Origin of the sequence: Streptomyces sp. NPDC091292, assembly GCF_044757265.1 — a bacterium.
GTDB lineage: Bacteria > Actinomycetota > Actinomycetes > Streptomycetales > Streptomycetaceae > Streptomyces.
Genome location: NZ_JBIVUQ010000004.1, coordinates 117,602 through 138,553, shown reverse-complemented (window position 1 = coordinate 138,553; position 20,952 = coordinate 117,602). Strand labels below are relative to the sequence as shown.

24 protein-coding genes and 1 pseudogene are annotated in these 20,952 nt (G+C 69.7%); 10 read left to right on the top strand and 15 right to left on the bottom strand.

Annotated features, from left to right (window positions below):
• Positions 1–57: 57 nt before the first annotated feature.
• Both ACIQNU_RS14835 and ACIQNU_RS14830 read left to right on the top strand, forming a co-directional pair.
• Positions 58–549 carry a hypothetical protein gene (locus ACIQNU_RS14835; protein ID WP_401365866.1) on the top strand — a complete coding sequence of 164 codons (492 nt, stop codon included), beginning with the start codon at positions 58–60 and terminating at the stop codon, positions 547–549.
• A 3-nt stretch (positions 550–552) separates the two neighbouring features.
• Entirely contained in the window at positions 553–903 is a 351-nt protein-coding gene (locus tag ACIQNU_RS14830; protein WP_401365865.1) for a DUF3817 domain-containing protein, read from the top strand.
• Here the strand turns inward: ACIQNU_RS14830 and ACIQNU_RS14825 are convergent.
• Both ACIQNU_RS14825 and ACIQNU_RS14820 read right to left on the bottom strand, forming a co-directional pair.
• Positions 837–2,210: a cryptochrome/photolyase family protein gene (locus ACIQNU_RS14825; RefSeq protein WP_401365864.1), complete on the bottom strand. Its 1,374-nt coding sequence runs from the start codon at positions 2,208–2,210 to the stop codon at positions 837–839. The two genes, ACIQNU_RS14830 and ACIQNU_RS14825, sit on opposite strands and share 67 nt — an antisense overlap.
• Before the next feature lie 33 nt (positions 2,211–2,243).
• Positions 2,244–2,510, bottom strand: a complete 267-nt coding sequence (locus ACIQNU_RS14820) for a hypothetical protein (RefSeq protein ID WP_401365862.1) — start codon at positions 2,508–2,510, stop codon at positions 2,244–2,246.
• Between the two features lie 283 nt (positions 2,511–2,793).
• On the opposite strand from ACIQNU_RS14820, the gene ACIQNU_RS14815 reads away from it, so the two are divergent.
• Positions 2,794–3,663 carry an oxidoreductase gene (locus tag ACIQNU_RS14815; protein ID WP_401365860.1) on the top strand — a complete coding sequence of 290 codons (870 nt, stop codon included), beginning with the start codon at positions 2,794–2,796 and terminating at the stop codon, positions 3,661–3,663.
• A gap of 101 nt (positions 3,664–3,764) precedes the next feature.
• The gene (locus tag ACIQNU_RS14810) at positions 3,765–5,372 is read left to right on the top strand and encodes an SMI1/KNR4 family protein (protein WP_401365858.1); all 1,608 of its coding nucleotides are present in this window, start codon (positions 3,765–3,767) and stop codon (positions 5,370–5,372) included.
• Positions 5,373–5,397: 25 nt separating this feature from the next.
• Here ACIQNU_RS14810 and ACIQNU_RS14805 read toward each other — a convergent pair whose 3' ends face one another.
• Together ACIQNU_RS14805 and ACIQNU_RS14800 are read right to left on the bottom strand one after the other, a co-directional pair.
• Positions 5,398–6,417 (bottom strand): helix-turn-helix transcriptional regulator, encoded by a 1,020-nt coding sequence (locus ACIQNU_RS14805; protein WP_401365857.1) that lies wholly within the window; start codon positions 6,415–6,417, stop codon positions 5,398–5,400.
• Positions 6,418–6,456: 39 nt separating this feature from the next.
• Complete coding sequence (locus ACIQNU_RS14800; RefSeq protein ID WP_401365855.1) at positions 6,457–7,023, bottom strand: MarR family winged helix-turn-helix transcriptional regulator; 567 nt, start codon at positions 7,021–7,023, stop codon at positions 6,457–6,459.
• A 105-nt stretch (positions 7,024–7,128) separates the two neighbouring features.
• On the opposite strand from ACIQNU_RS14800, the gene ACIQNU_RS14795 reads away from it, so the two are divergent.
• The gene (locus ACIQNU_RS14795) at positions 7,129–8,757 is read left to right on the top strand and encodes an MFS transporter (RefSeq protein WP_401365853.1); all 1,629 of its coding nucleotides are present in this window, start codon (positions 7,129–7,131) and stop codon (positions 8,755–8,757) included.
• A 79-nt stretch (positions 8,758–8,836) separates the two neighbouring features.
• Entirely contained in the window at positions 8,837–9,178 is a 342-nt protein-coding gene (locus tag ACIQNU_RS14790) for a YciI family protein (RefSeq protein ID WP_401365852.1), read from the top strand.
• Positions 9,179–9,210: 32 nt separating this feature from the next.
• Here ACIQNU_RS14790 and ACIQNU_RS14785 read toward each other — a convergent pair whose 3' ends face one another.
• The 3 genes from ACIQNU_RS14785 to ACIQNU_RS14775 form a co-directional block, all read right to left on the bottom strand.
• Entirely contained in the window at positions 9,211–9,969 is a 759-nt protein-coding gene (locus ACIQNU_RS14785) for a hypothetical protein (protein WP_401365850.1), read from the bottom strand.
• Positions 9,966–10,184, bottom strand: coding sequence for a hypothetical protein (locus tag ACIQNU_RS14780; RefSeq protein ID WP_401365849.1), 219 nt, complete (start codon positions 10,182–10,184; stop codon positions 9,966–9,968). The genes ACIQNU_RS14785 and ACIQNU_RS14780 overlap by 4 nt, the downstream gene beginning before the upstream one ends.
• 168 nt (positions 10,185–10,352) lie before the next feature.
• Complete coding sequence (locus ACIQNU_RS14775; protein WP_401365847.1) at positions 10,353–11,084, bottom strand: GntR family transcriptional regulator; 732 nt, start codon at positions 11,082–11,084, stop codon at positions 10,353–10,355.
• Between the two features lie 381 nt (positions 11,085–11,465).
• On the opposite strand from ACIQNU_RS14775, the gene ACIQNU_RS14770 reads away from it, so the two are divergent.
• Positions 11,466–12,518, top strand: coding sequence for a transcriptional regulator (locus ACIQNU_RS14770; RefSeq protein ID WP_401365845.1), 1,053 nt, complete (start codon positions 11,466–11,468; stop codon positions 12,516–12,518).
• 51 nt (positions 12,519–12,569) lie between these two features.
• Here ACIQNU_RS14770 and ACIQNU_RS14765 read toward each other — a convergent pair.
• From ACIQNU_RS14765 to ACIQNU_RS14735, 7 genes and pseudogenes are all read right to left on the bottom strand, one after another.
• Positions 12,570–12,884 (bottom strand): annotated as a pseudogene (locus tag ACIQNU_RS14765) (DUF6879 family protein); the annotation flags it as partial.
• 95 nt (positions 12,885–12,979) lie between these two features.
• Positions 12,980–13,528 (bottom strand): DUF1062 domain-containing protein, encoded by a 549-nt coding sequence (locus tag ACIQNU_RS14760; protein WP_401365843.1) that lies wholly within the window; start codon positions 13,526–13,528, stop codon positions 12,980–12,982.
• Positions 13,529–13,798: 270 nt separating this feature from the next.
• A complete protein-coding gene (locus ACIQNU_RS14755) occupies positions 13,799–14,263 on the bottom strand; it encodes a hypothetical protein (protein WP_401365841.1) in 465 nt (154 codons plus the stop codon).
• Between the two features lie 100 nt (positions 14,264–14,363).
• Positions 14,364–14,579 (bottom strand): DUF397 domain-containing protein, encoded by a 216-nt coding sequence (locus ACIQNU_RS14750; RefSeq protein WP_401366404.1) that lies wholly within the window; start codon positions 14,577–14,579, stop codon positions 14,364–14,366.
• A 140-nt stretch (positions 14,580–14,719) separates the two neighbouring features.
• Positions 14,720–15,553, bottom strand: a complete 834-nt coding sequence (locus ACIQNU_RS14745; protein ID WP_401365839.1) for a helix-turn-helix domain-containing protein — start codon at positions 15,551–15,553, stop codon at positions 14,720–14,722.
• Positions 15,543–16,067, bottom strand: a complete 525-nt coding sequence (locus ACIQNU_RS14740) for a DUF6879 family protein (protein WP_401365837.1) — start codon at positions 16,065–16,067, stop codon at positions 15,543–15,545. Before ACIQNU_RS14740 ends, ACIQNU_RS14745 begins: the two co-directional genes overlap by 11 nt.
• Entirely contained in the window at positions 16,051–16,260 is a 210-nt protein-coding gene (locus tag ACIQNU_RS14735) for a hypothetical protein (RefSeq protein WP_401365835.1), read from the bottom strand. Before ACIQNU_RS14735 ends, ACIQNU_RS14740 begins: the two co-directional genes overlap by 17 nt.
• A 230-nt stretch (positions 16,261–16,490) precedes the next feature.
• Between ACIQNU_RS14735 and ACIQNU_RS14730 the strand changes: the two genes are divergently transcribed.
• Together ACIQNU_RS14730 and ACIQNU_RS14725 are read left to right on the top strand one after the other, a co-directional pair.
• Complete coding sequence (locus tag ACIQNU_RS14730; protein ID WP_401365834.1) at positions 16,491–18,416, top strand: P-loop ATPase, Sll1717 family; 1,926 nt, start codon at positions 16,491–16,493, stop codon at positions 18,414–18,416.
• A 76-nt stretch (positions 18,417–18,492) separates the two neighbouring features.
• Positions 18,493–19,299, top strand: a complete 807-nt coding sequence (locus tag ACIQNU_RS14725; RefSeq protein WP_401365832.1) for an SDR family NAD(P)-dependent oxidoreductase — start codon at positions 18,493–18,495, stop codon at positions 19,297–19,299.
• 12 nt (positions 19,300–19,311) lie between these two features.
• Here ACIQNU_RS14725 and ACIQNU_RS14720 read toward each other — a convergent pair whose 3' ends face one another.
• Positions 19,312–19,722 carry a hypothetical protein gene (locus tag ACIQNU_RS14720; RefSeq protein ID WP_401365830.1) on the bottom strand — a complete coding sequence of 137 codons (411 nt, stop codon included), beginning with the start codon at positions 19,720–19,722 and terminating at the stop codon, positions 19,312–19,314.
• Between the two features lie 181 nt (positions 19,723–19,903).
• Here ACIQNU_RS14720 and sigJ point away from each other — a divergent pair, with 181 nt between their 5' ends.
• Positions 19,904–20,914 (top strand): RNA polymerase sigma factor SigJ, encoded by a 1,011-nt coding sequence (gene sigJ, locus ACIQNU_RS14715; protein WP_401365828.1) that lies wholly within the window; start codon positions 19,904–19,906, stop codon positions 20,912–20,914.
• The last annotated feature ends 38 nt before the right edge of the window (positions 20,915–20,952 follow it).

Genomic DNA, 20,952 nt, shown 5'->3' with positions numbered 1-20,952 from the left:
TTGGTGTGCTATCTATTGGCAGCCAACCTATTCATCTCGTCGGTGGAAGGCTCCGCAGTGACCAAGGTGTTCTTGACCCTGCATGTCCTCGTGGCGATCCTGGCGGTCGGACCGATCGCCGTCGCCGCGTCCCTGTTCCCGCGCTACGCACGGCAGTTGGCGCCCGCGGCGCCCGCGATACCCGAGGAAACCCCGACGCCCGGCAACGCCGCCGGAATCGCCGCCTTCCTCCACCGCATCTGTCGTGGATACGCCGTCTTCGGCATCGCCGTCCCCGTCTTCGGCTTCGCCACCGCCGCCTACCTCGGCGTCCTCACCGACATCTGGCTGCTCGTCTCGATCGGGCTGACCGGCGTCGCGGCCGTCCTCCTCGCGATGGTGATCCTGCCGAACCAGCAGCGCGTCCTCGCCGCGTCCGGCGGCGCCGCCGACGGGCCACCGCCACCCACCGCGAGCCGGTTGTCCATGCTCACCGGGGTGTTCAACCTGCTGTGGGCGATCGTCGTCGTGCTCATGATCATCCGACCCGGCTCCACCACGGGGGCGTGACCGATGTCCGACCCCACTCCCACCTCGGCGTCCGGGCCCGCGACCCCGCGTCTGCTGCGGATCGCCGCCGCCGTCGAGGCGGCCTCGCTCGCCGTCCTCTTCCTCAACCTGTTCACGGTCCACGCCAAGGTGGTCACCTCCCTGATGGGACCGGTGCACGGCATGGCCTACCTCGTCACCTTCGCCGCCGTCTGGCAGGCCCCGGGCGCCGCCGGATCAGGCGCCCGATGGCGCGCCGCCGTCCCCGGCATCGGCGGACTCCTGGCCCTGGCCCGCCTCCGCGCTCCTCAACCACCTCGGGCCTGCCGGAACCTCTCCAGCCCTTCACCCAGGTCGACCAGCGGATCGGGGTAGTCGTAGCGGGCCCGTTCCGCGGGCGGGAGGGTCCAGGGGTGGTGGATCGCGGGGCCCGGCAGGGCGGCCAGTTCGGGCAGCCAGCGGCGTACGTACTCGCCGCGCGGGTCGTGGCGTTTCGCCTGCGTGACCGGGTTGAGTACGCGGTTGGGGCGGGTGTCGGTGCCGGTGCCGGCCATCCACTGCCAGTTGAGCTGGTTGTTGGCGACGTCGCCGTCCACGAGCAGGTCGAGGAAGTGCCGGGCGCCGATCCGCCAGTCCAGGTAGAGCGTCTTCGTCAGGAAGCTCGCGACCAGCATCCGGGCCCGCCCCGGCATCCAGCCCTCGTGCCGGAGCTGGCGCATCGCGGCGTCCACCACGGGGTATCCGGTCCGCCCGGCGCGCCACGCCTCGGCCTCGCGCGCGTCGTGGCGCCAGTGGTCGTGCCGGGTGCGGTAGTCGGTACGCGCCGCCTCCGGGCGGGCCGCGAGCACCTGATGATGGAAGTCCCGCCAGGCCAACTGGCGTACGAAGGCGTCGGCGCCCGGTCCCCCGAACTTCCTTGCCCGGTGGACGAGTTCGAGGGGCGACAAGGTGCCGAAGTGCAGATGCGCGGAGAGGTGCGAGGTGGCGTCGGCCGCGAGTTCGGCGCCCTGGTCGGCGTATCCGGCGAGTGAGCCGCGCAGCCAGTCCGCGCAGCGCCCGCGCCCGTACCGCTCCCCGCCCGTCGCGAGCCCCGGCGACACCCCGGCCACCTCCGCGCGCACGGGAAGCGGCACGGAACCGGCCCGCTCGGCGACGGACGCGGGAACCGGCACGGCCCGGGGAGCCGCCACGACGTCCCGTACCGCAGTGGCCTGCCAGCGCCGGAAGTACGGCGTGAACACCGCGAAGTGGTCGCGGCCGTGCGGTACGACGGTTCCCGGGGGGAGCACGGTGGTCACCGCCTCGTGGACGTGAAGGGCACAGCCCAGGGCGGTCAGCGCCGCGCGAAGCCGCTCCTCACGGCGGCGCGCGTACGCACTGGCACCGGCCGCCACGTGCACCCGGCGGGCACCGGTACGGGTGACGACCGAGCAGACCTCGTCCACCACGGGCCCCGCCCGCACCACCAGCCGCCCGCCCCGCCCCCGCAGCCCGGCATCGAGATCGGCGAGGCAGTCGGCGAGAAAAGCGAGCCGATTGGGTACGGCAAACCCCGCCGTACCGACCCCGACGTCCAGCACGAACACCGGCACCACCTGATCGGCCTCGTCGAGCGCGGCCCGGAGCACCGGGTTGTCGTGCAGCCGGAGATCAGCGGTGAAGAGACAGAGGGAGACGTTCACGAGGGGCTTTCCCGTCGGTCCGGGGCCGGGGGGTCATTCGTAGTACGCGGCAGCCATGAGGGCGCGGGCGAAGAAGGTCCAGTCCCCGTCCGCCGGGAGCGCCTGGCCGGCGTTCGCGTACGAGCCGCCGGCGTCCCGTACCCATGCGGCCAGTGCCTCCAGGAAATCGTCCAGAGTCGCGTTCTCCCACGCGTGGCCGTGCCGGCGGTGGTCGGCGCGCAGCGCGTCCACGTAGGCGGCGAAGGTCTCGCGGTCGGGTATGCGGTCGGGTATGCGGTCGTACGCGGTGAGGTGCGGCATCGGCGCACCGTAGCGCGGGGGCGGGAGCCCGCCGGACCCGCGTCCCCCGTTCGGCGGACAGGTCCCGTACGCCAGACAGGGACCCCCGGTCCCAGGACGGGCGGTGTACTGCCTAGGGGCGGCGGGGCGCGGCAGAGTCGGAGGTGGGAGCCGCACCGGAGTCCGTGGACAGGTCCAGGGCCAGGTCATGGCCAGGTCCGTGACCAGGTCCGTGGCAAAGCGCGGGAGCGGCCGGTGGCGCGGGATAGCGTCGGGCTCTCGAATCGGGACGAAAGGTAAGAAAATGACCAGCAGCGCCCCCGGTGGAACGCTCACACTCGCCGACGACCTCATCCTCAGCCGAATGGGGTACGGAGCGATGCAACTGGCGGGCCCCGGCGTCTTCGGGCCGCCCAAGGACCGTGCCGAGGCCGTCGCGGTCCTGCGTACGGCCGTCGACCTCGGCGTCACGCACATCGACACCAGCGACTTCTACGGCCCGTTCGTCGTGAACGAGATCATCAAGGAGGCCCTGCACCCCTACCCGGCGGACCTCCGTATCGTCACCAAGGTCGGCTCCCGGCGCGACGGTGACGGCGCGTGGGTGATGTCTCGCGAGCCGGAGTCCCTGAAGGCACAGGTCCACGACAACCTCACCCGCCTCGGCGTCGACGCCCTCGACGCCGTCAACCTCCGCCTCGGCAACGTCGAAGGTCCCGCCGACGAACCCGGCCTCGCCGAGGAGTTCGGCGCCCTCGTCGAGTTGCAGCGCGAGGGGCTGATCCGCCATCTCGGCCTCAGCACCGTCACGTCGGAGCAGCTCACCGAGGCGCAGGCCATCGCCCCGGTGGTCACCGTGCAGAACCTCTACAACGTCGCCGTCCGGGGCGACGACGCCCTGGTCGACCGGTGTGCGGCGGAGAACATCGCGTACGCCCCGTACTTCCCGCTCGGCGGCTTCTCGCCGTTCCAGTCGGAGACCCTGAACACGGTCGCGGCCCGCGTCGGCGCCTCGCCCCAGCAGACCGCACTCGCCTGGCTGCTGCGGCGCTCCCCGACCATCGTCCTCATCCCGGGCACCTCGTCGGTCGCGCACCTCCGCGAGAACATCGCCGCCGCCGATGTGGTCCTGCCGGACGACGCGATGGCCGAGCTGAACGCCATCGGCGGCTAGTCCGCCGCCCCCCTCATCCGGCGTTCCGGCCTGATGTCAGTGGTCGGTGTCATGATTTCTGGAGATCGGCGGGGGCACTTTCGGCGGTACGGGGGCGGGGCATGGCGGAGCGAGTGGAGCGAGCGGTACGACCGGTGGTCGAGGCGATGGCCGGGTACGGTCCGGACGGCTGGACGGAGGGGGTGCTGCACGCCCGCGCGGGGCGTTTCGGTACGTCGGTGACGGGCGGCTTCGCCCGGCGGGGAGCGTCGGCCCGGACATCCGGCGTGCCCAACCCCTACGAGGAGTTGATGGCGCTGGCGGAGGCCCTGCGCGAGGAGCGGGGCTGGGAACCCGTCAGCTTCGAACTCCGCGTCCAGGCGTCCGGCGCGTACCGACTCGTGGCGTTCCATGGCGCGATCACCCGCGTGACCGGCACGGACGGCGGCTTCCAGGTCGTACTCGACCCCGCGTACCGGCTGCCTCAGCCCGGCGCGCGTCAGGAGCCCGGCACGGCGGGACCGGCGGGCGACCCGGACCTCGCGGTGGCCCGCTTCCGTACGTATCTGGAGCGGCGGGCCGCGATCCTGGGCCGCCCCGACGAACTGCCACCGCCCGCGACACCGGCCGAGATCGAGGAGGCCGAACGCCACCTGGGCCGCCGCCTCCCGGCCGACCTGCGCGCGCTCTACGCCCTCGCGGACGGTGACGCGGTCGGTTTCGAGAGCGGCTACCTCTTCGACGGCAGCTCCTGGCTCTCGCTACAGCGGATGGTCGCCGAGTACAGCGGGTGGGGCGCGGGCGAACGGCCCTGGTTCACCTGGGAGTTGGAGTGGGGCGCCGTCGTCTTCGACGCCACGCCCGCCGACACGGTCCGCCGCTGCGGAGGCCACCCCGGCTGGCTCCGCTTCGCCACCAGCGAGGACGGCAATTACCTGGCGGTCGACACGGCCCCGGCCCGCGCGGGCCACCCCGGCCAGATCATCCGCACCGGCCGTGACTACGACGACGGCCCCCACTACATCGCGGACTCGGTCACCGCACTCCTCGGCCACTACCTGGACCTGCTCGACCAGGGCGCGTATGAACTGGAGGACGACGACTACCTCTCGCTGCTCGCCCCCGCCCCCGCCCCCGCCCGCGAGCGCGGCCCTCAGCAGATCATCGGCGACCTCCCCGGCGAGGTCCCGCCCACGCTCCAGGCGATCCACATCAACGACGCGACGGGCCCGGTCGATCTCGCCCCGCTCAGGGCGGCGCCCGGCCTGCGCCGACTGCACCTGAACCGTTCTGTCGCGTCCGACCTGACGCCGGTGCGGGATCTGCCGGTCGAGTCGCTGAGGGTGGGGCTGGCCGACGGAACCCTGACCGCATTGACTGCTTTGACGGGCCACCCGCATCTGTCGTCGCTCGACTTGAAGACGACGGCGCCGGTGGACGTGACCCCACTCTCCACGGTGCCGAATCTGCGCTGCCTCGACCTTTCGGAGGCGGAGACCGTGGACCTGACGGTCGTGGCCGACCTGAAGGACCTCCGCTACCTCGCCCTGACCGGACGCCAGTGGGCCACCCTCATGGACGCGGACGCGATACCCCGCATCCTCCGTACCCTCGCCGCCGCCCGCCTGGCCGACGAGGACGCCTCGATGGACGACGCCTTGGCGTGGGCGGCCCGCCTGGGGCTGGAGACGGGGGGTGCGGTACGGGTGAGTGGTGGTACGGGGGAGTAGTGGTACGGGGATGGGTGAGGGGCGCTCAGGGGGTGTCGGCGGCGGGGCGCGCGGCGTTCGCGTACCGGTGGGCCAAGTGCGCGAAGGCGTCCCGTAGTTCGGGCGGCCCGATGACCTCGATGTCGGCGTCGAACCGGCCGATGGTGGCGGCGAGGCCGGGCCATGACCAGGCGCCCAGGACGAGCCGGCAGCGGTCGGGGCCGAGCGCTTCGACGATTCCGTCGTGGGTGTAGCCGGAGACGGCGGGTGCGGGCAGGTCGAGGATCACCTCGCCGGTGCAGGGCCAGCGTTCGAAGCCGTCGGCGCCCTCGAACTTGCTGGTGACGAAGGCGGCCACGTCTCCTCCGGGCAGGTCGCGCGGGGTGAAGCGGGGACCGGTCGGGGTGCGCGGGGTGATCCGGTCGACGCGGAAGATGCGCCAGTCGTCGCGGTCGAGATCCCAGGCGACTAGGTACCAGCGACCGCCCCGGGTGACGAGGTGGTGCGGTTCGGTGCGGCGGGGCGGGGGCGGGTGGGCGCCTTCCGAGGAGGCTCCGTGGGCGGACCTTTTGGCCGTGGACCCCTCGTAGTCGAAGCGCAGCACTTCGCGAGCGCGGACGGCGGCGCTCAGCGCGACGAGTACCTGAGGGTCGGCCTGCGGGTGCGACCGGCTTCCCGTCCGTTCGACGGCCGTGACCTGGAAGGCGTCGACGCGGTGCCGCAGCCGGGCGGGCATGACCTGCCGTACGGTCCGCAGGGCCCGCGCCGCCGCCTCCTCGATTCCGGCGCCGGTGACGGTCGCGGTCCGCAGCGCCACGGCGAGGGCCACGGCCTGGTCGTCGTCGAAGAGCAGCGGCGGCAGCTCCGTACCGGCGTCGAGCCGGTAGCCGCCGTCGGGACCCTTGGTGGTGAGGACGGGGTAGCCGAGTTCGCGCAGCCGGTCCACATCGCGCCGCACGGTCCGCACGCTCACGTCCAGCCGCTCGGCCAGCGCGGCCCCGGCCCATTCCCGGCGTACCTGGAGCAGCGAGAGCAGGGCGAGGAGTCGGGCGGAGGTCTTGGGCATGTCCCCATGGTGCCCGCGAGGTCGGACAACCGGGGCGGGTCAGGGTCGGTGGCCGTGTCGGTGACCGTGTCGGCCCTCCTGGTACTCGTCGGCGAGGAGCCCGTCCATGGTTTCGCGGAGGCGGACGAGGAAGTCCTCGAACTCCCGTAGGCGCTCGGGGCTGTACGCCGCCATGACAGCGGTGGTGCGCTCGCTGTAAGGACCGAAGAACTCGATGGCGTGCGGCCTGATGTCGGGGCTGCTGCGCAGCGTCACGATCCTGCGGTCCGTGCCCTCGCGGGTGCGGACGATGTGTCCCGCCTGTTCGAGGCGGTTGAGCAGGGCGGTCGTCGCGCCGGAGGACAGCGCGATGCGCTCGCTCAGCCGGGCCGGGGACAGCGGAACCCCCTTGTCCTCGGCGTACAGGATCTCGGTCAGGGCCACGGCGTCGGTGGAGTGCAGCCCGAGCCAGGTCGCGAAGCGGCGGGTGAACTCGGCGTAGTGGGCGCCGAAGGTCCGGAGCCCGTAGAGGAGGCGGTCGCGCTGGGCCTCGACGGGGTCGGGGTCGGGGGTGGGGTGACCGGGCTGGCCGGGGTGCTCGGGTTGCTCGGGTTGCTCCATCGACATGCTTCACCTTCCCATCCGCGCGTACCCGGGCCGCTTCGGCCCTCGGTGACGGTCGGCCACTTGACAACCCACCTCACATTACCTCCATCATAAAGATACTTCACCATGGAGGTAACTTCCTTGAGTAAGCCAAAGCCGACCCCAGCTTCTCCCCCTCCCCCTCCCCCACCCCTCCGCCAGTGGCTCGGTCTCGTGGCCGTGTCCCTGGGCGTGGCGCTGATCGTCGTGGACATCACCATCGTCAACGTGATCCTCGCCCCGATCATCGACGACCTGGGGATCACGTCGGTCGAGGACCAGTGGATCCAGGAGTCGTACGCGATCGTCTTCGCCGCGCTGCTGCTGATCACCGGCCGCCTCTCCGACCTGCACGGCGCCCGCAGGATCTTCCTCGTCGGCCTCGCCGTGTTCGGCGTGACGAGCCTGCTGGCGGCGGTCGCGCCGGGCGGCGGCACGCTGATCCTGGCGCGGTTCCTGCAAGGTGTCGGCGGGGCCATGATCCTGCCGACGTCGCTGGCGCTGGTGAACGCGACGTTCACCGGCAGGGCGCGAGGGCAGGCGTTCGCCGTCTGGGGATCGACCATCGGCGCCGCGGCGGCCGTCGGCCCGCTCCTTGGCGGGTGGCTCGCCGACTTCTCCTGGCGCTGGGCCTTCGGCATCAACCTGCCGCTCGTGGCCGTCATCGTCGCGGCGGCGCTGCGCTACCTGCCGGCGTCGCCGCGCACGCCGGGGCGGGTCGACGTCGCCGGTGGCGTCCTGTCGGCGGTCGGCCTGGGCTTTCTGGCATTCGGGCTGATCGAAGGGCGTACGTACGGCTGGCTGATGACGGTCGAGCCGCTGACCGTCGGAGGACTGTCGTGGAGCGGGGGCCCTTCCCCGGTCCTGGTCGCGTTCGTCGTGGCGGCGCTGGTCCTGTTCGTGTTCTGGCGCAGGCAGGCGGCGCTCCACCGCGCACGGCAGGAACCCCTCATGGACGTACGGCTGTTCGCCATCCCGTCCTTCCGCAACGGCAATGTCGTGACACTGGTCGTGGGGCTCGGCGAGTTCGGCATCATCGCGGTGCTGCCGCTGTGGTTGCAGTTCGCCTTGGACTACAGCGCGTTCCAGGCGGGGCTGGCGCTGGTCGCCCTCGCGGCGGGCAGCTTCTGCGCGAGCGGCGCCAGCTTCTCCATGGGTACGTCGGCGCTGGGGCTGGTACGGATCGGGCTGCTCCTGGAGACGGCGGGTCTGGCGATGCTGGGCCTGGTCGCCGCCACCGACACCGGGTGGGGCCTGATCGCGACCGCCCTGTTCGTCTACGGAATCGGCGTCGGCTTCGCCACCGCGCAGGTCACCAACATCGTGATGGTGGACGTGCCGGCCGAGAGCGCGGGGCAGGGGTCGGGCATCCAGAGCGCGTCGCGCGAACTGGGCGCTGCGCTCGGTATCGCCGTACTGACCACGCTGTTCTTCAGCACGCTGACGTCGAACCTGCGGGACAGCCTCACGGGGAGCGGGCTGACGGGCCCGGAGGCGGACCGGATCAGCGGAGCCGTGACGGACAGCGCAGGCTCGGCGATCCCGTCCCTCGCGGCCGACCCGCGTACGGCGGGGGTCGCGGAGGCGGGGCGGGAGGCGATGGCGGACGCATTGGCGATCTCCAGCTATGTGTGTGCCGGTCTGCTGATGCTGGCCTTGGCGGCCACCCTGTTCGTCAGCCCCCGGAAGTCCGACGAACCGGTGTCGGTGTCCTAGACGTCAGGAGGGGGCGTTCGCCGTACGGTGTGAGGCCGCCGAAAGAGGCCGACGGCCAAGGCAGTCAGAGGAGCCAAGGATGACGCGGTACCTGATCTCGTTCGACGACGGCACGATGATCATCCCCGAGGAGGAGCTGCCCGAGGTGGCCGCGGCCTCGCACGAGGTGGTGCGGGAGGCGCAGGAGGCGGGTGTGTGGGTCTTCGGTGGGGGAGTGGAAACGCAGCGGGCGAGCGTCGTGGCCACCGACGGGACCGTCACCGACGGCCCGTACCCGGAGACCAAGGCGGTACTCGGCGGGTTCTCGGTCATCGACGTGCCGTCACGTGAGGACGCGCTGGAGTGGGCGGCCAAGATCGCTGCCTCGTGCCGCTGTGCGCAGGAGGTCCGGGAGATCATGCCCGACGACCCGACCGACTGACGACTGACCGAAGCCGCCCCTGCTCCCGGGCCCTAGTCCGGCTTGCCGTCGTGGACGGCCCAGGAGTGGGGGTGGGGATGGTCGCGGAAGAGGGTGCAGGCGTCGGCGTCGGGCCCGCCGGGACTTTCGCACCAGGGCAGGGACTCGAACCGTAAGGGCTGGCCGGTGGTCCAGCGGGCCCAGAGGGCGTGGGTGGGGTTGTGGTCCCAGTCCCATACGTGGTCGGCGTGTTGGCCGGGGTGTCCGTGGGCGAGTTCGCAGTGGGTGTGGATGGGGGCGTACTGGAGGTCGTTGCCGAGGACGCGGCCTTGTCCGGCGAGGATGGCGAAGAGGAGGGGGGTGGGGGGTACGGGGTTGGTGGCTTGGCATTCGCGCATGGCGGGTCCTGGGGATTTCGGGTGGTGGGGTGGTTGGACGGTGAGGGTGTAGGAGCAGTCGGTGTCCGGGATGAGGATGAGGAGGGGGTGCCCGGCCTTGATGCGGAGGCGGGCGGCTTGTTGGCGGGTGGGGTTGTGGGCCCATGTGCGGAGGTGGGTGGGGCTGTCGGGCTCGGGCGGGGTGGTGGGCTGCCGCATGGCGGGTGTCACCCAGGGCGAACGGTTGGGGTCGGGGTCGAGCCGGTCCGCGATACGCAACGCCTGGCTGCGGAGCCAGCGGATGGCGAGTATCGGGGAGATGGTGTCGTGGGTGGAGAGGATGTGGTGGGCGGTGTGTCCGGCGCCGTGGACGACCCCTTCGGCGTGGACTTCGCACCGGTAACTCGGTTGGTCCGATGCGGCGCTTGTGGTCACAGAAGTTCGCCCCGGCTCCGCTTGTTGGCGTTGTTGACGAGTGCCCGCAACAACTGCTCGTGCGTGGCCGGTTGACTGTCGTCGCGTAACACGTCCCACTCCCGGCCGCCCTTCGGCGGACGAAGCGTGACCCACGTGTGGGTGAACTCCATCACCCTGCCGACGCGCCCTTGTTCATCGATGAGGTACTCGCCAAGGATCGGCTCCCTCGTCATGGTCCATCGCCCCTCTTCGATCTGATGCCGTCGAGCGCTGCCACTCTGTTAGTGCCGGTCAGCACAGAGTGTCTACTTGCATGGTCCACCGGTGGACTAGTCAGGTCAAGAGGGAAAGAAAAAGAGTCCCCGCCAACGACGGGGACTCTCAGGGTGATTGACGGTGCGTCAACTGCCCATCGCGTACTCCTCCGTACGCGCCCAACGCCCGGCAGGGACGATTCCTACCTCGTACGTGAGTGGTCGGCCTTCGGCGCAGTACGCGACATGGCGCGACTCGGCGACTGCTTCCGGTCCGGTGAGGTGCAGGAGGTCCAGCTCTTCGGCCGATGCCAGGCGGGCGGTCCACCAGTCCCGGCCTGTGTGCGGGCTGCGGCCGGTCTGCATTTCCACGTAGCGCGTGGTGCCTTCACGGACGCGTTCGCGCTGGAGGAGTCGGGGTGCCGCGTCAGCGGTCTCGGAGGTGAACCAGCTGTAGGAGGTCGCGGTCGGGGTCTCGCCCTCGAAGGTCACACGGTGCCTGCGTACGACCGGGTCGCCGGGCTGGACATCCAGAGCCGTGGCCACGTCTTCCGGTGCGGGCACCATCTCGGCCGAGTGGATCTCCGCGTACTCCCCGGCGGTGTAGATGTTGCCCGTCGCCACGGACGTGGCGTACCGCTCGCCGGCCGTGCGCGCCAGCGGCAGCCGTTCACGTACGAGCGAACCGGTTCCCTGACGGGTCTCCACGAGCCCTTCCTGACGCAGGACGTCGAGCGCCCGTACGACGGTGGCGCGCGAGACGTTCCAGCGTTCGGTCAACTCCCGCTCGGAGGGCAGCAGATCGCCCGCCGCCAACTCGCCGCGCACGATCCGTCCTCGAAGGTCGCCCGCGATCTGGTCGTACTTGGGCAGTGCCATGTTCGCCCTTCCCCTGACTAGTGGACTGGTCCAGTAGTCATGCTGCCGATGCGCCCGTCATCGGTCAAGGCGTATCCCACGGTCCCCAGTCGTACCCCGTTGCTCACCCACCTTGGCTGGGTCTGTGTCTCGTTGCTCTGGGCTGGTAGAACGGCGATTCAGAGCGTGGGGAGGCGGGAATGGCGGTCGGGCGAGAGGGCGATGACGAGGTAGAAGCGAGCGAACTCGCCCTCAGGGTCGCGGCAAGTGCCGTCGGAGCCGAAACGCTCTCGCGCTTGGAGGTCGTCTTCGATGAGCTTGCGCGTAAATATCCTTCCGTTGCCCCGCAGGAACTCCGGTTGCCATAGAACTTGGTCGGGCACCTCACCTACGCGGAATCGAATGGAAGGGCTGATCGAACTGGGCAGACAGGACATGGACCCGTCGAGGCGCGGGGTTCTCGGTGCCGGGTTGTTCTCCGTGGCGCTCACCATCCCGGGGTGGCCGGACGTGCTTGGGCGGATGGAGGCGTTCAAGACCGGGCGGGCGACTCGTATAGGGATGCCAGAAGTCGACATGGTCATCGACATGACGGCCAAGGTGTCCGAGCTGGTCGACCTGTTCGGCGGGCGCCATACCCGCCCGATGGCCGCCGCGTTCATGGTCAACACGGTCGCCGACTACCTCGGCGCGGACGCATCCGACGACGTACGCAAAGCGATGATGGCGGCGGCGTCCGATCTCAGCTACCTCACGGGCTACATGGCCGTGGACGAAGGGCTGCACGGGCTCGCCCAGCGCTACTACGTCAAAGCTCTTGAACTCGCAGGAGCGTCGGGCGACCACCTCACGTATTGCAGAACCCTGCGAGGCATGAGCGTGCAGGCCGTTGACCTGGGTCATGGGCCGAAGGCCATGGATCTTGCGGACGCCGCCGCTGCCGCGTCTCCGGCAGCGGGTCCCCGGTTGCGGGCCTTCATCGCCGGTCAGCAAGCGCACGCAGCCGCGCAGACCGGTGACCGTACGGGCGCGTTCCGGTATCTGCGGGAGGCCGAGGCGGCCATTGACCGGGCTGAATCGCGCGGCAAGACGGTCGGCAGGTACGACCCGGCGGCCCTCAATTACCACATCAGCCAAGTCCGTTACGAACTCGGCGACACGACCGGCTCCATCGAGGCCATGCAGCAGGCCGACCGCCTACGGCACAGCGTCTACCGGCGCATCCGAGTACAGCGCCGTGGCACCCTGGCCGAGCGCCAACTGAAGGTCGGCCACCTTGAGGCGGCGTGCGAGACATGGACATCCGCTCTGGACGAGTGGCCCATGGTCCAGTCCGGCCGCGCGGACGACCGTATGCGCACCATGGTCGAACTGATCCGCCCCCACACGAAGAACGCGCACGCCCGAGCCCTGTATGAACAGGCGAGGACCGTCCTTCCGGCGTCCATGCACTGACGACAGCCCCCGCAAATACCGCCCAGGGTCAGACAGCAAGGTCGGGCGATGCGGGTCGCCCTCGTATGCCTCGCGGTTGATCTGCGTTCTGTTCGGGTGGAAGTTGAGATGGGCGATGCGGGATGCGTCGAACATCCACCAGTCGCGGCCGGAAAGCGGCAGGCCCTGGTCGTTCTCGGTGACGTCCAGGATGCGGATGTCCTCGCCGGCGGCGATGTTTCCGGGGATGCCCCAGGCGATTGGTATCGCTGATATGGGGTGAGTGGTTGGCGTACGACTCGTACACGGCTGATTCGTCGTTCCGATTCGACGCCACGTTTCCTGCTCGAAGGTGTCGAAGAACCTGCGCCATTCCTCACCATCCAAGAGCGCGGACGGCCTCCCTCCATCGGATGCTCGTCCGCCAGGCCAGGGCCCGCCCGGCGGGTTTTGCCGGACAGGCCCCCGGTTCCCAGGAACGCTCAGCGCTTCAGCGTGAACGTGAAGTCGCCCGAAAGCCTGCCGCTCAGGCGCACCGCCGAAACCAGCTTTCCCTCCGCGATCAGTCTTTCGATCTCGGCCCGTGGAAGAGCGCAGCCTTCAGCGATCAGTCGTACCGGCCGGACAGGGATTCGGGCCGTGAAACGGACCGAGACGTCGATCACCTCGCGTGCCAGGTGATCCGATCCGCCCGTATCGAGACGCCAGGCCTTGTCCCAGTCGAGCGTGATGCGGTTGCGGCGTTGTACGACCGGGTCCTGGAGGAGTTCGGCCGCCAGGCCGGGGTCGTTGTTGTGGAGACGGTCCAGCAGTTCCGGTCGTACGGAGCGGACGTTCACCCGCTCGAAGACCGTGAGCTTCGTGGTCTCCCCGCAATCCGTACAGAGTGCGAGGAGCCAGGCGTCTATGAGCTTGTGGTGCGCGTTGACGCGAAATTTTCCGTTTGCCCGGAAACGCTCGGACGCGCACCCATGGCAGCGGCGGCGAACGAGCGGCAGGCAGGTGGGCATGACCACCCAGATATGGAGCACAGAAATACACCGGTCTCAGTGAGAAATCCGCAGCAGAAAACAGCGCGGCGCACAGGTGCGACGCGCGACAGATCAGCGCTTGGGAGGTCTCACACGGTGTACAACGGCACGTCCTTGTCCGGGTCCAGCCGACTACGACTTGGTTCGGCAGCAAGGTAATGGCGCACAGCGGCGCCGCTCCACTGGTTATCGAGCGCCCACCACCGACTACCTCGTCCGGATGCGGTGGCCCGGGGTCGGCGATCAGATCCGCGGTGGTCAGGTCGCGGGTCACCGGAGCGGGCACGGCAACTCGGCTCGTATGCGATTCGGGCAGCACACCAAGGCCAGTGACAGGAACACGGGGCGTTCGAGGTACCAGCCGTGGGACACGTCCCCGCCCCATCCGAGGCGTTCGGCGGCGCAGTCGATCAGGACCGCGGGCCCCGTGACGTCGCGGTCGGCCGCTGACTGGAAGCGAGGCGCGTACTCCGTCATCCGCTCCCCGAGCCAGGCCGCCGCTTCCTTGGGTTCCGGCCAGGTGCCCCGCACCAGATTCCTCGACTTGATCAGCCAGTACGCGGTTTCCAGCGGAGGGAGGTCCACGAGGGGAAACTCCGCCATCACTTCCTTGTACCGCTGGATCAGCTCCGGTCTGCCGTAGGGAGGTGGTGGGTCGGGGTGTGGCGGTCGTCGTAACGCCTCGTCATCGAACCGTTGCTTGGGGCCTGTCCACAGATACCCGTGGTAGTGCAATTGCCGTTCCCTCTTCGGGTAGTCGGAGCGACTGGCGTCTCGGTCAGCACGGCCCATCCCCGCCCGCCTGAGGGGCGGGGACCGGCCAGGGACAGATGCGTCAGGCCGTCAGGTCGAAGCGCGCCGGGTCGATCCCGGCCGCGTCCAGCTCGGCCGTGGTGAACCGCAGTGGTTCCACGTCCGGCCGCTTGCTGTCACCCAGAGCCCAGGCGTCCTCACCGATCCGGGACAGGGTCACGCACCCCTCGGTGCAGGGGCCCCCGCACGCCTTCACGAACGAAGCCCCGGTGATGTCCATCGAGTACAGGTCGGTCATGGTGGTGCCTTCCTGATCGTCTTCACGGCCGGGATCACGGCCGCCCGCCATCCGAACCTGGGCGGTTGCGGTTGGCATGAAGGGATCGTCGGCTCCCCGAGACCACGTCTCCAGCTTTATTCGCGTTGTGGGGTAGACGATCACGACCGGAAGTCGGCTGCCCATTGTCCGAGTAGATTTCTGGCTTCATCGCCGAACAGTGCATGGCGCTCGTACAGGGCGAATACTTCAAGATGTTCCGCGATATCTCTGGCGTCCTGGAAAATTATGCGCCCCGTGAAGGTCTCGACGGTAACCAGCCGTTGGTCGTACACCGTGAACGTGTTCATCGGGCCACGTGCCGAGGTCGCAGTGAACGGAATGATGCCGATACATACATGAGGAAGGTGGGACAGGGAGATCAGGCGGTCAATTTGCACGGCCATCGCCGGACGGGAGACCACGCCCCATCTGGCGGCCTGCTCGGTCAACAGGAAAGTGAACTGCTTCGTACTGTCGTAGAGAACAGCCTGCCGTTCCAGTTTCCGCGCGACCGTTTTGGAAATGTCCACCGGCGAGTGGCCAAGGCTGGCCCTGGCGTATTCGGGTGTGGCCAGCAGGCCCGTCACCATCGCGGGGAGGAAGTAGCGAAGTTGCGTCGCTTCGGCTTCGAGGACCGCCAACTCTGCCTGACGTCTGTCCAGTCCCCGCCGCCACGACGCCCGCTTTCCCTGCCATTCCGTGTTGGCCAGCCGTGCGAGGGCGGCCACTTCGGCTACCAGCGCGGGAGGCGCGTCGAGGCACCTGAGAATCAACTCGACGTCGACCAGACCCGGCGTGATCCGGCCCGTCTCCATGTTGCTGAGCTTCGTCTGGGACATGTTGCAGCGCTGAGCGAGCCAGACCTGCGTACGGCCGGCTCGCTTGCGCAGGGTGCGGAGCGTCTCCGCCAGGTCAGCCTTCGACTGGCCCAACTGCCCAGGGTCAAACGTCAAGGCCCTTCACGTACTCCTCGAAAGGCATCGCGTGCTCCAGGGCGATGCGTTTCCACTCCCGGTACGGTGCCGGGTTGCCCTCGTATGCCTCGCGGTTGATCTGCGTTCCGTCCGGGTGGAAGTTGAGGTGAGCGATGCGGGATGCGTCGAACATCCACCAGTCGCGGCCGGAGAGCGGCAGGCCGTGGTCGTTCTCGGTGACGTCCAGGATGCGGATGTCTTCGCCGGCGGCGATGTTGCCGGGGATGCCCCAGGCGAATTGGTACCGCTGATATGGGGTGAGCGGTCGGCGTACGACGCGTACGCGGCCGATCCGTCGGCCCGATTCAACGTATCCGCGTACCCGTTCATGCCAGCGTGCGTTGTGATCGGCGGGCTTGTCCGCGCCCCGTAGGAAATGGGCGATGTTCTCCTGCTCCTTCGGCATGGTGTACGTGGGCTGCGCCTCGAAGCGCCACGCTTCCCGCTCGAAGGTGTCGAAGAACCTGCGCCATTCCTCACCATCCAAGAGCACGGACGGCCTCCCTCAGAACGTGCTCGGGAATCTCCACCAGACCCTCGCCATCACGAGTGGCGAAGGCGTCGGACAGCTCTCCCTGGACGACTAATGAACCCCTCTTCGTCCGGTAGACGTTGGGGCAATCGTCGTCGTCGCAGTTGGGGCCGCCGGTCGTGCCGGTAAGGCGGGTCAGTTCCTCACGTGCCATTAGGCCCTCCTCGGTGCAGTGTTGTTCCGTGCCGTCATGAGGACGCTAGGGGAGACGGTGGCGGCCGGTCCATGGCACTTCGCCGATATTCGCGTTGTCGGGTAGATGACCACCTCCGGCCCCGGACGGTCGGCGCGGATACCTCCGTCCGCAAGGACGCGGCCCGGTCCACTCGCTACCGTGGACACGCTGGGCCGGCACGCGTACATACGGGGAGGGCGGTGGGCGGTATGCCCGGACCGGGCGACACCATCCGAAAGCTGTACTTCGGCCGCGACGACGCGGAACACGACCTCGCCGACGGGCTGCTCCGCGAGGGGTTCCTCAGTACGGCCGCGTACGAAGCCGTGCTCTCCGGGCGGAAGATCCTCGTCATCGGCCGCAAGGGCGTCGGCAAGAGCGCGATCTGCATGCGGCTGAGCCTCGACGGCGTCGGCGGCGGACGCTCCGGCTCCACGGTGCTGATCACCCCGGACGACGCGGCGGGCGACGAGATCCGCAGATTCGAGCTTCAGGGGCTCACCCCGGACACCGCCAAGTCGCTGATCTGGCGCTACGTCTTCGCCGTACACGCGGCCCGGCACGTCATCACCCACGCCAGGGCGCGGCACGGACGACGGCTCCCCGCGTCCGTACGCGCCTTACGGAAGTTTCTGCGGGCGAATGGTGAGGAAGGGGAAGCCCGGCTGTACGACCGGCTGGTGAGCGGTACGCGCGGGCTCCAGACCGCTTTGTCCCTGGAGGCGTTCGGGGTCAAGGCGTCGCTGGATGTCAGCGGTTCGTCGGAGGGAGCCAGGGCGACCGCGCAGCTCGACGTCCTGGAGACGGGGGTCGCCCGCGCGCTGAGCGCACTCGACTGCGCCGAGACGCACGGGCCGCTGCTGGTGCTGGTCGATCAGCTCGAACAGGTCTGGTCGAACGACCCCGACAGCAAAGCCATGGTCACCGGCCTCCTGCTGGCGGGCAAGCATGTGGCGGGCGCGTACGGGAAGGCCCTGCGCTGCGTCCTGTTCCTGCGTGCCGACATCTACGACTCGCTGGAGTTCAGCGACGGCGACAAGTACCGCGGCGACGAGATCCGCGTCGAATGGACCCCCGACGAGCTGAAGGAGCTGGCCCTCACCCGCGCCTCCGTATCGCTGGGGCGGCGGCTGGCATCGGCGGAACTCTGGGGGCAGGTGTTCCCCGAGCGGACGGAGGGCCTTCCGACGGCGGAGTACCTCTTCTCCCGCTCACTGCCCCGGCCCCGGGACACGATCCAGTACCTCAACCTGTGCCGGGACAAGGCGACCGAACGCGGCCACACGACGATCGGCGCGGACGACATCGCCCTGGCCACCCGCCAGTTCTCGGAGTGGAAGCTCCAGGACGTCGCCCGCGAATACCTGGTCAACTACCCCTTCCTCAGCCGGATCTTCGCCCTGTTCCAGAACACCGGCTACGTGGTGATGAGGCCGGCGCTGGCGAGCCGCTTCGAGGAACACCGCGAGGCGCTGCACACCCGCTTCCCCGACTACACCGACACCCTCACCGTCGACGGAGTCATTGACGTCCTGTTCGGGGTGAACTTTCTGGGGGTACGCCGGGGCAGCGAGGTCGTCCACACCGGGGGCGCCCGTATCCCCGTCGAGCCGCACGACACCGAGTTCCACATCCACCCGTGCTTCCGCCCCGCGCTCAACGCACTCAACTCCACCGAACTGCGCCCCTACAACCCCCTCCAGCGCGCCCATGCCTTCGGCGGTGACAGCCTCCCCCCGGCCACGGTGGCGCAGGGCTCGGTGATCAACGCGGACTTCGTCGTCGGGCGCCGCCGGGACTTCACCCTGGCCCAGTCACTGATCGACTCCTGCGAGCGCATCAGACGGCAGCTCGGCCGCGCCGACCTCCCCGCCGAGGCGGCCTACGAGATCTCGGTCCAGGTGGGCCGCGTCGTCGACGACGCCTCACACCTCCTCGACCAACTGCGCTACGGGAACGGGCAGGACGTCGTGAGCCACCTGGTGGGGGCCACCAACTACCTCAACACCCTCGCGGTCCAACTGGTCGAGAACGGGGTGGACGGCGGCGAGGACGTACGCAGCGTCGTACGCCGCATCCAGGACGAGACGCGAAGGCTGGGGCGGGAGATCGGCGGAGGGTCCAACTCCGCCTGACCGAGGTTCGAGTGGTACGGGCCGTCCACCGGGACCCGACTTGCCGGGTTCCGTTGCCTCTCGGACCATGGGTGGTATGTCCGACAGCAACCTGAGCGGTCGCTCCGGTGAGGAGCCGCCGTCGGCCCCGGCCGGGCGCGTGCTGCTGATCGGCGCGTCCCGGGGGCTCGGTCTCGCGCTGGCCCGGGAGTGGGCGCGGGGCGGCCGGCAGATCGTGGCCACCGTGCGCGGAACGGCCCGTACCGCACTCCACGACCTCGCCGACAGCCTCGCCGACGACCACGACCACGCCGACGACCACGACCACGCCGACACAGGCGCAGGCGCAGGCTCCGGGCGCATCGAGATCGAGACCGTCGACATCACCGACCCCGAGCAGATCGCCGCGCTCAGCGACCGCCTGACCGAGGCCCACCGGACATTCGACCTGCTCTTCGTCAACGCGGGTGTCGCCAGCAGCCCCGAGGACACGGTCGCGCGGACCCCCACCGAGGAGTTCGTCCGCGTCATGGTCACCAACGCGCTGGGCCCGCTGCGCGTCATCGAGGCCCTTCAGGACCGCGTCGCGCCCGCCGGCACGATCGCGGTGATGTCCTCGGGCCAGGGCAGCGTGGCCAACAACGAGCACGGCGGCCACGAGGTGTACCGAGGCAGCAAGGCCGCGCTCAACACGTTCATGCGCAGCTACGCGGCCCGCCACACCGGCGAACCCCGCCCCCTGGTCCTCATGGCACCCGGCTGGGTACGCACGGACCTGGGCGGTCCGGGCGCCCTGCTCGACGTGGACGAGAGCATCCCGAACCTGGTCAGGACGCTCGACACCCTCCGGGACAGCCCGGGTCTGCACTACGTCGACTACCTGGGGCGGACGGTGCCGTGGTGAGCGCGGGACGGATCAGGGGCGCGGGAGGGCGCTCGTGGACGCGCGAGGCAACAGCACCTGGGCCAGCGCCAGCAGGCTGAGGCCGAACATCACCACGCCCAGCGGGACATGGAGCACAGGCTTGTGCGCGATGCCCAGTACCACCTGTATCGAGGCGAGTACGAGGAAGCCGGACGCGTACAGGATGGGGCGGGCCGGACCGCCGCCCGGCCGCCACGCCAGGATCGCGGCGACCACGTACAGCATCGACGCCCCGTACATCACGCGCGCTCCGACGCTGTGCAGTGTCTCGCCGTACGACGAGGTCAGCAGCATGCCGGCGGTGACCGCCTGGAAGAGCAGGGCCAGGGTCTGCGCGGCGATCGCGATCCGCAGGAACGGGAGGCCGCCGCCCCGCTCGCCCGTCGTCGTCGGTGTGGCCATGACGTGGTCCTCTCCTGTGCGGTGGTGTCTCATTGGTCCGACGATGTGGGCCCCCGAAATGTCAGAGCCGCGCCGGTCTGACAGTCCGGTGCGGTATTTCGTCGGAGTAGGGAGAGCGGAAGCGGAAGCGGAAGCGGAAGCCGAAGCGGACTGGAAGGGCCAAGGGGGGGCGGTCGCGATCATGAGCACCACATCCGAACCGGGGGACAGCTCCGGACCGGGGGACGACAGGGCCGAGCCGGACCTGAGCGCCGTCATCGGCGAGCGGCGGCAGCTCATCAACCTCGCCTACCGCCTGCTCGGTTCGCTGGCCGAGGCCGAGGACGCCGTGCAGGAGACGTACGCCCGCTGGTACGCGATGTCACGGCCGAAGCGGGAGGCCGTCGAGTCGCCCGGCGCCTGGCTGACGACGGTGGCGAGCCGCGTCTGCCTGGATCTGCTCGGCTCGGCGCGGGCCCGCCGCGAGCGCTATGTCGGCGCGTGGATACCCGAGCCGCTGCCCGACCGTACGGAGTGGTTCAGCGGCCGGACGCCCGACGGCGGGGCCGACCCGGCCGACCGGGTCACGCTGGACGAGTCGGTGAACATGGCCTTCCTCGTCGTACTGGAGTCGATGACGCCGGCCGAACGTGTCGCGTTCATCCTCCACGACGTCTTCCGGTACCCCTTCGCGGAGATCGCCGAGATCGTCGGCCGCACCCCCGCGGCCTGCCGACAGCTCGCGTCGTCGGCGCGTCGCCGTATGCGCGCCGCGTCGCCCGCCCAGGAGGCATCCGCGACCGGACAGGCCGGACAGGCCGGGCGGACCGGGCGGACCGGACAGGCCGGTCTGGTACGGGAGTTCAAGGAGGCGTGGGAGGCCAAGGACATCGAGGCACTGGTCGACCTCCTCGACCCCGACGCCACGATGATCGCCGACGGCGGCGGCATGGTCGGCACCGTCCTGCGCCCGGTCGAGGGCGGCGCGCGCATCGCCCAGTACCTGATCCACATCGCCGACAAGGCCCCCGGGCTGACGCTCCTGGAGCGCACGGTCAACGGCAGGCCCGGCCTGGTCGCGCAGCACGCCGGGGTGACCGCGACCGTGGCGGCGTTCCAGCTCGCGGGCGACCGCATCACGCACATCTGGGCGATCCGCAACCCGGAGAAACTCCGCACCTGGTCGGAACACCCCGAACCTCTCGGCGGGTAGCGGACACAACCTGTCCTCTACCCCTGGCACGGTGGTCT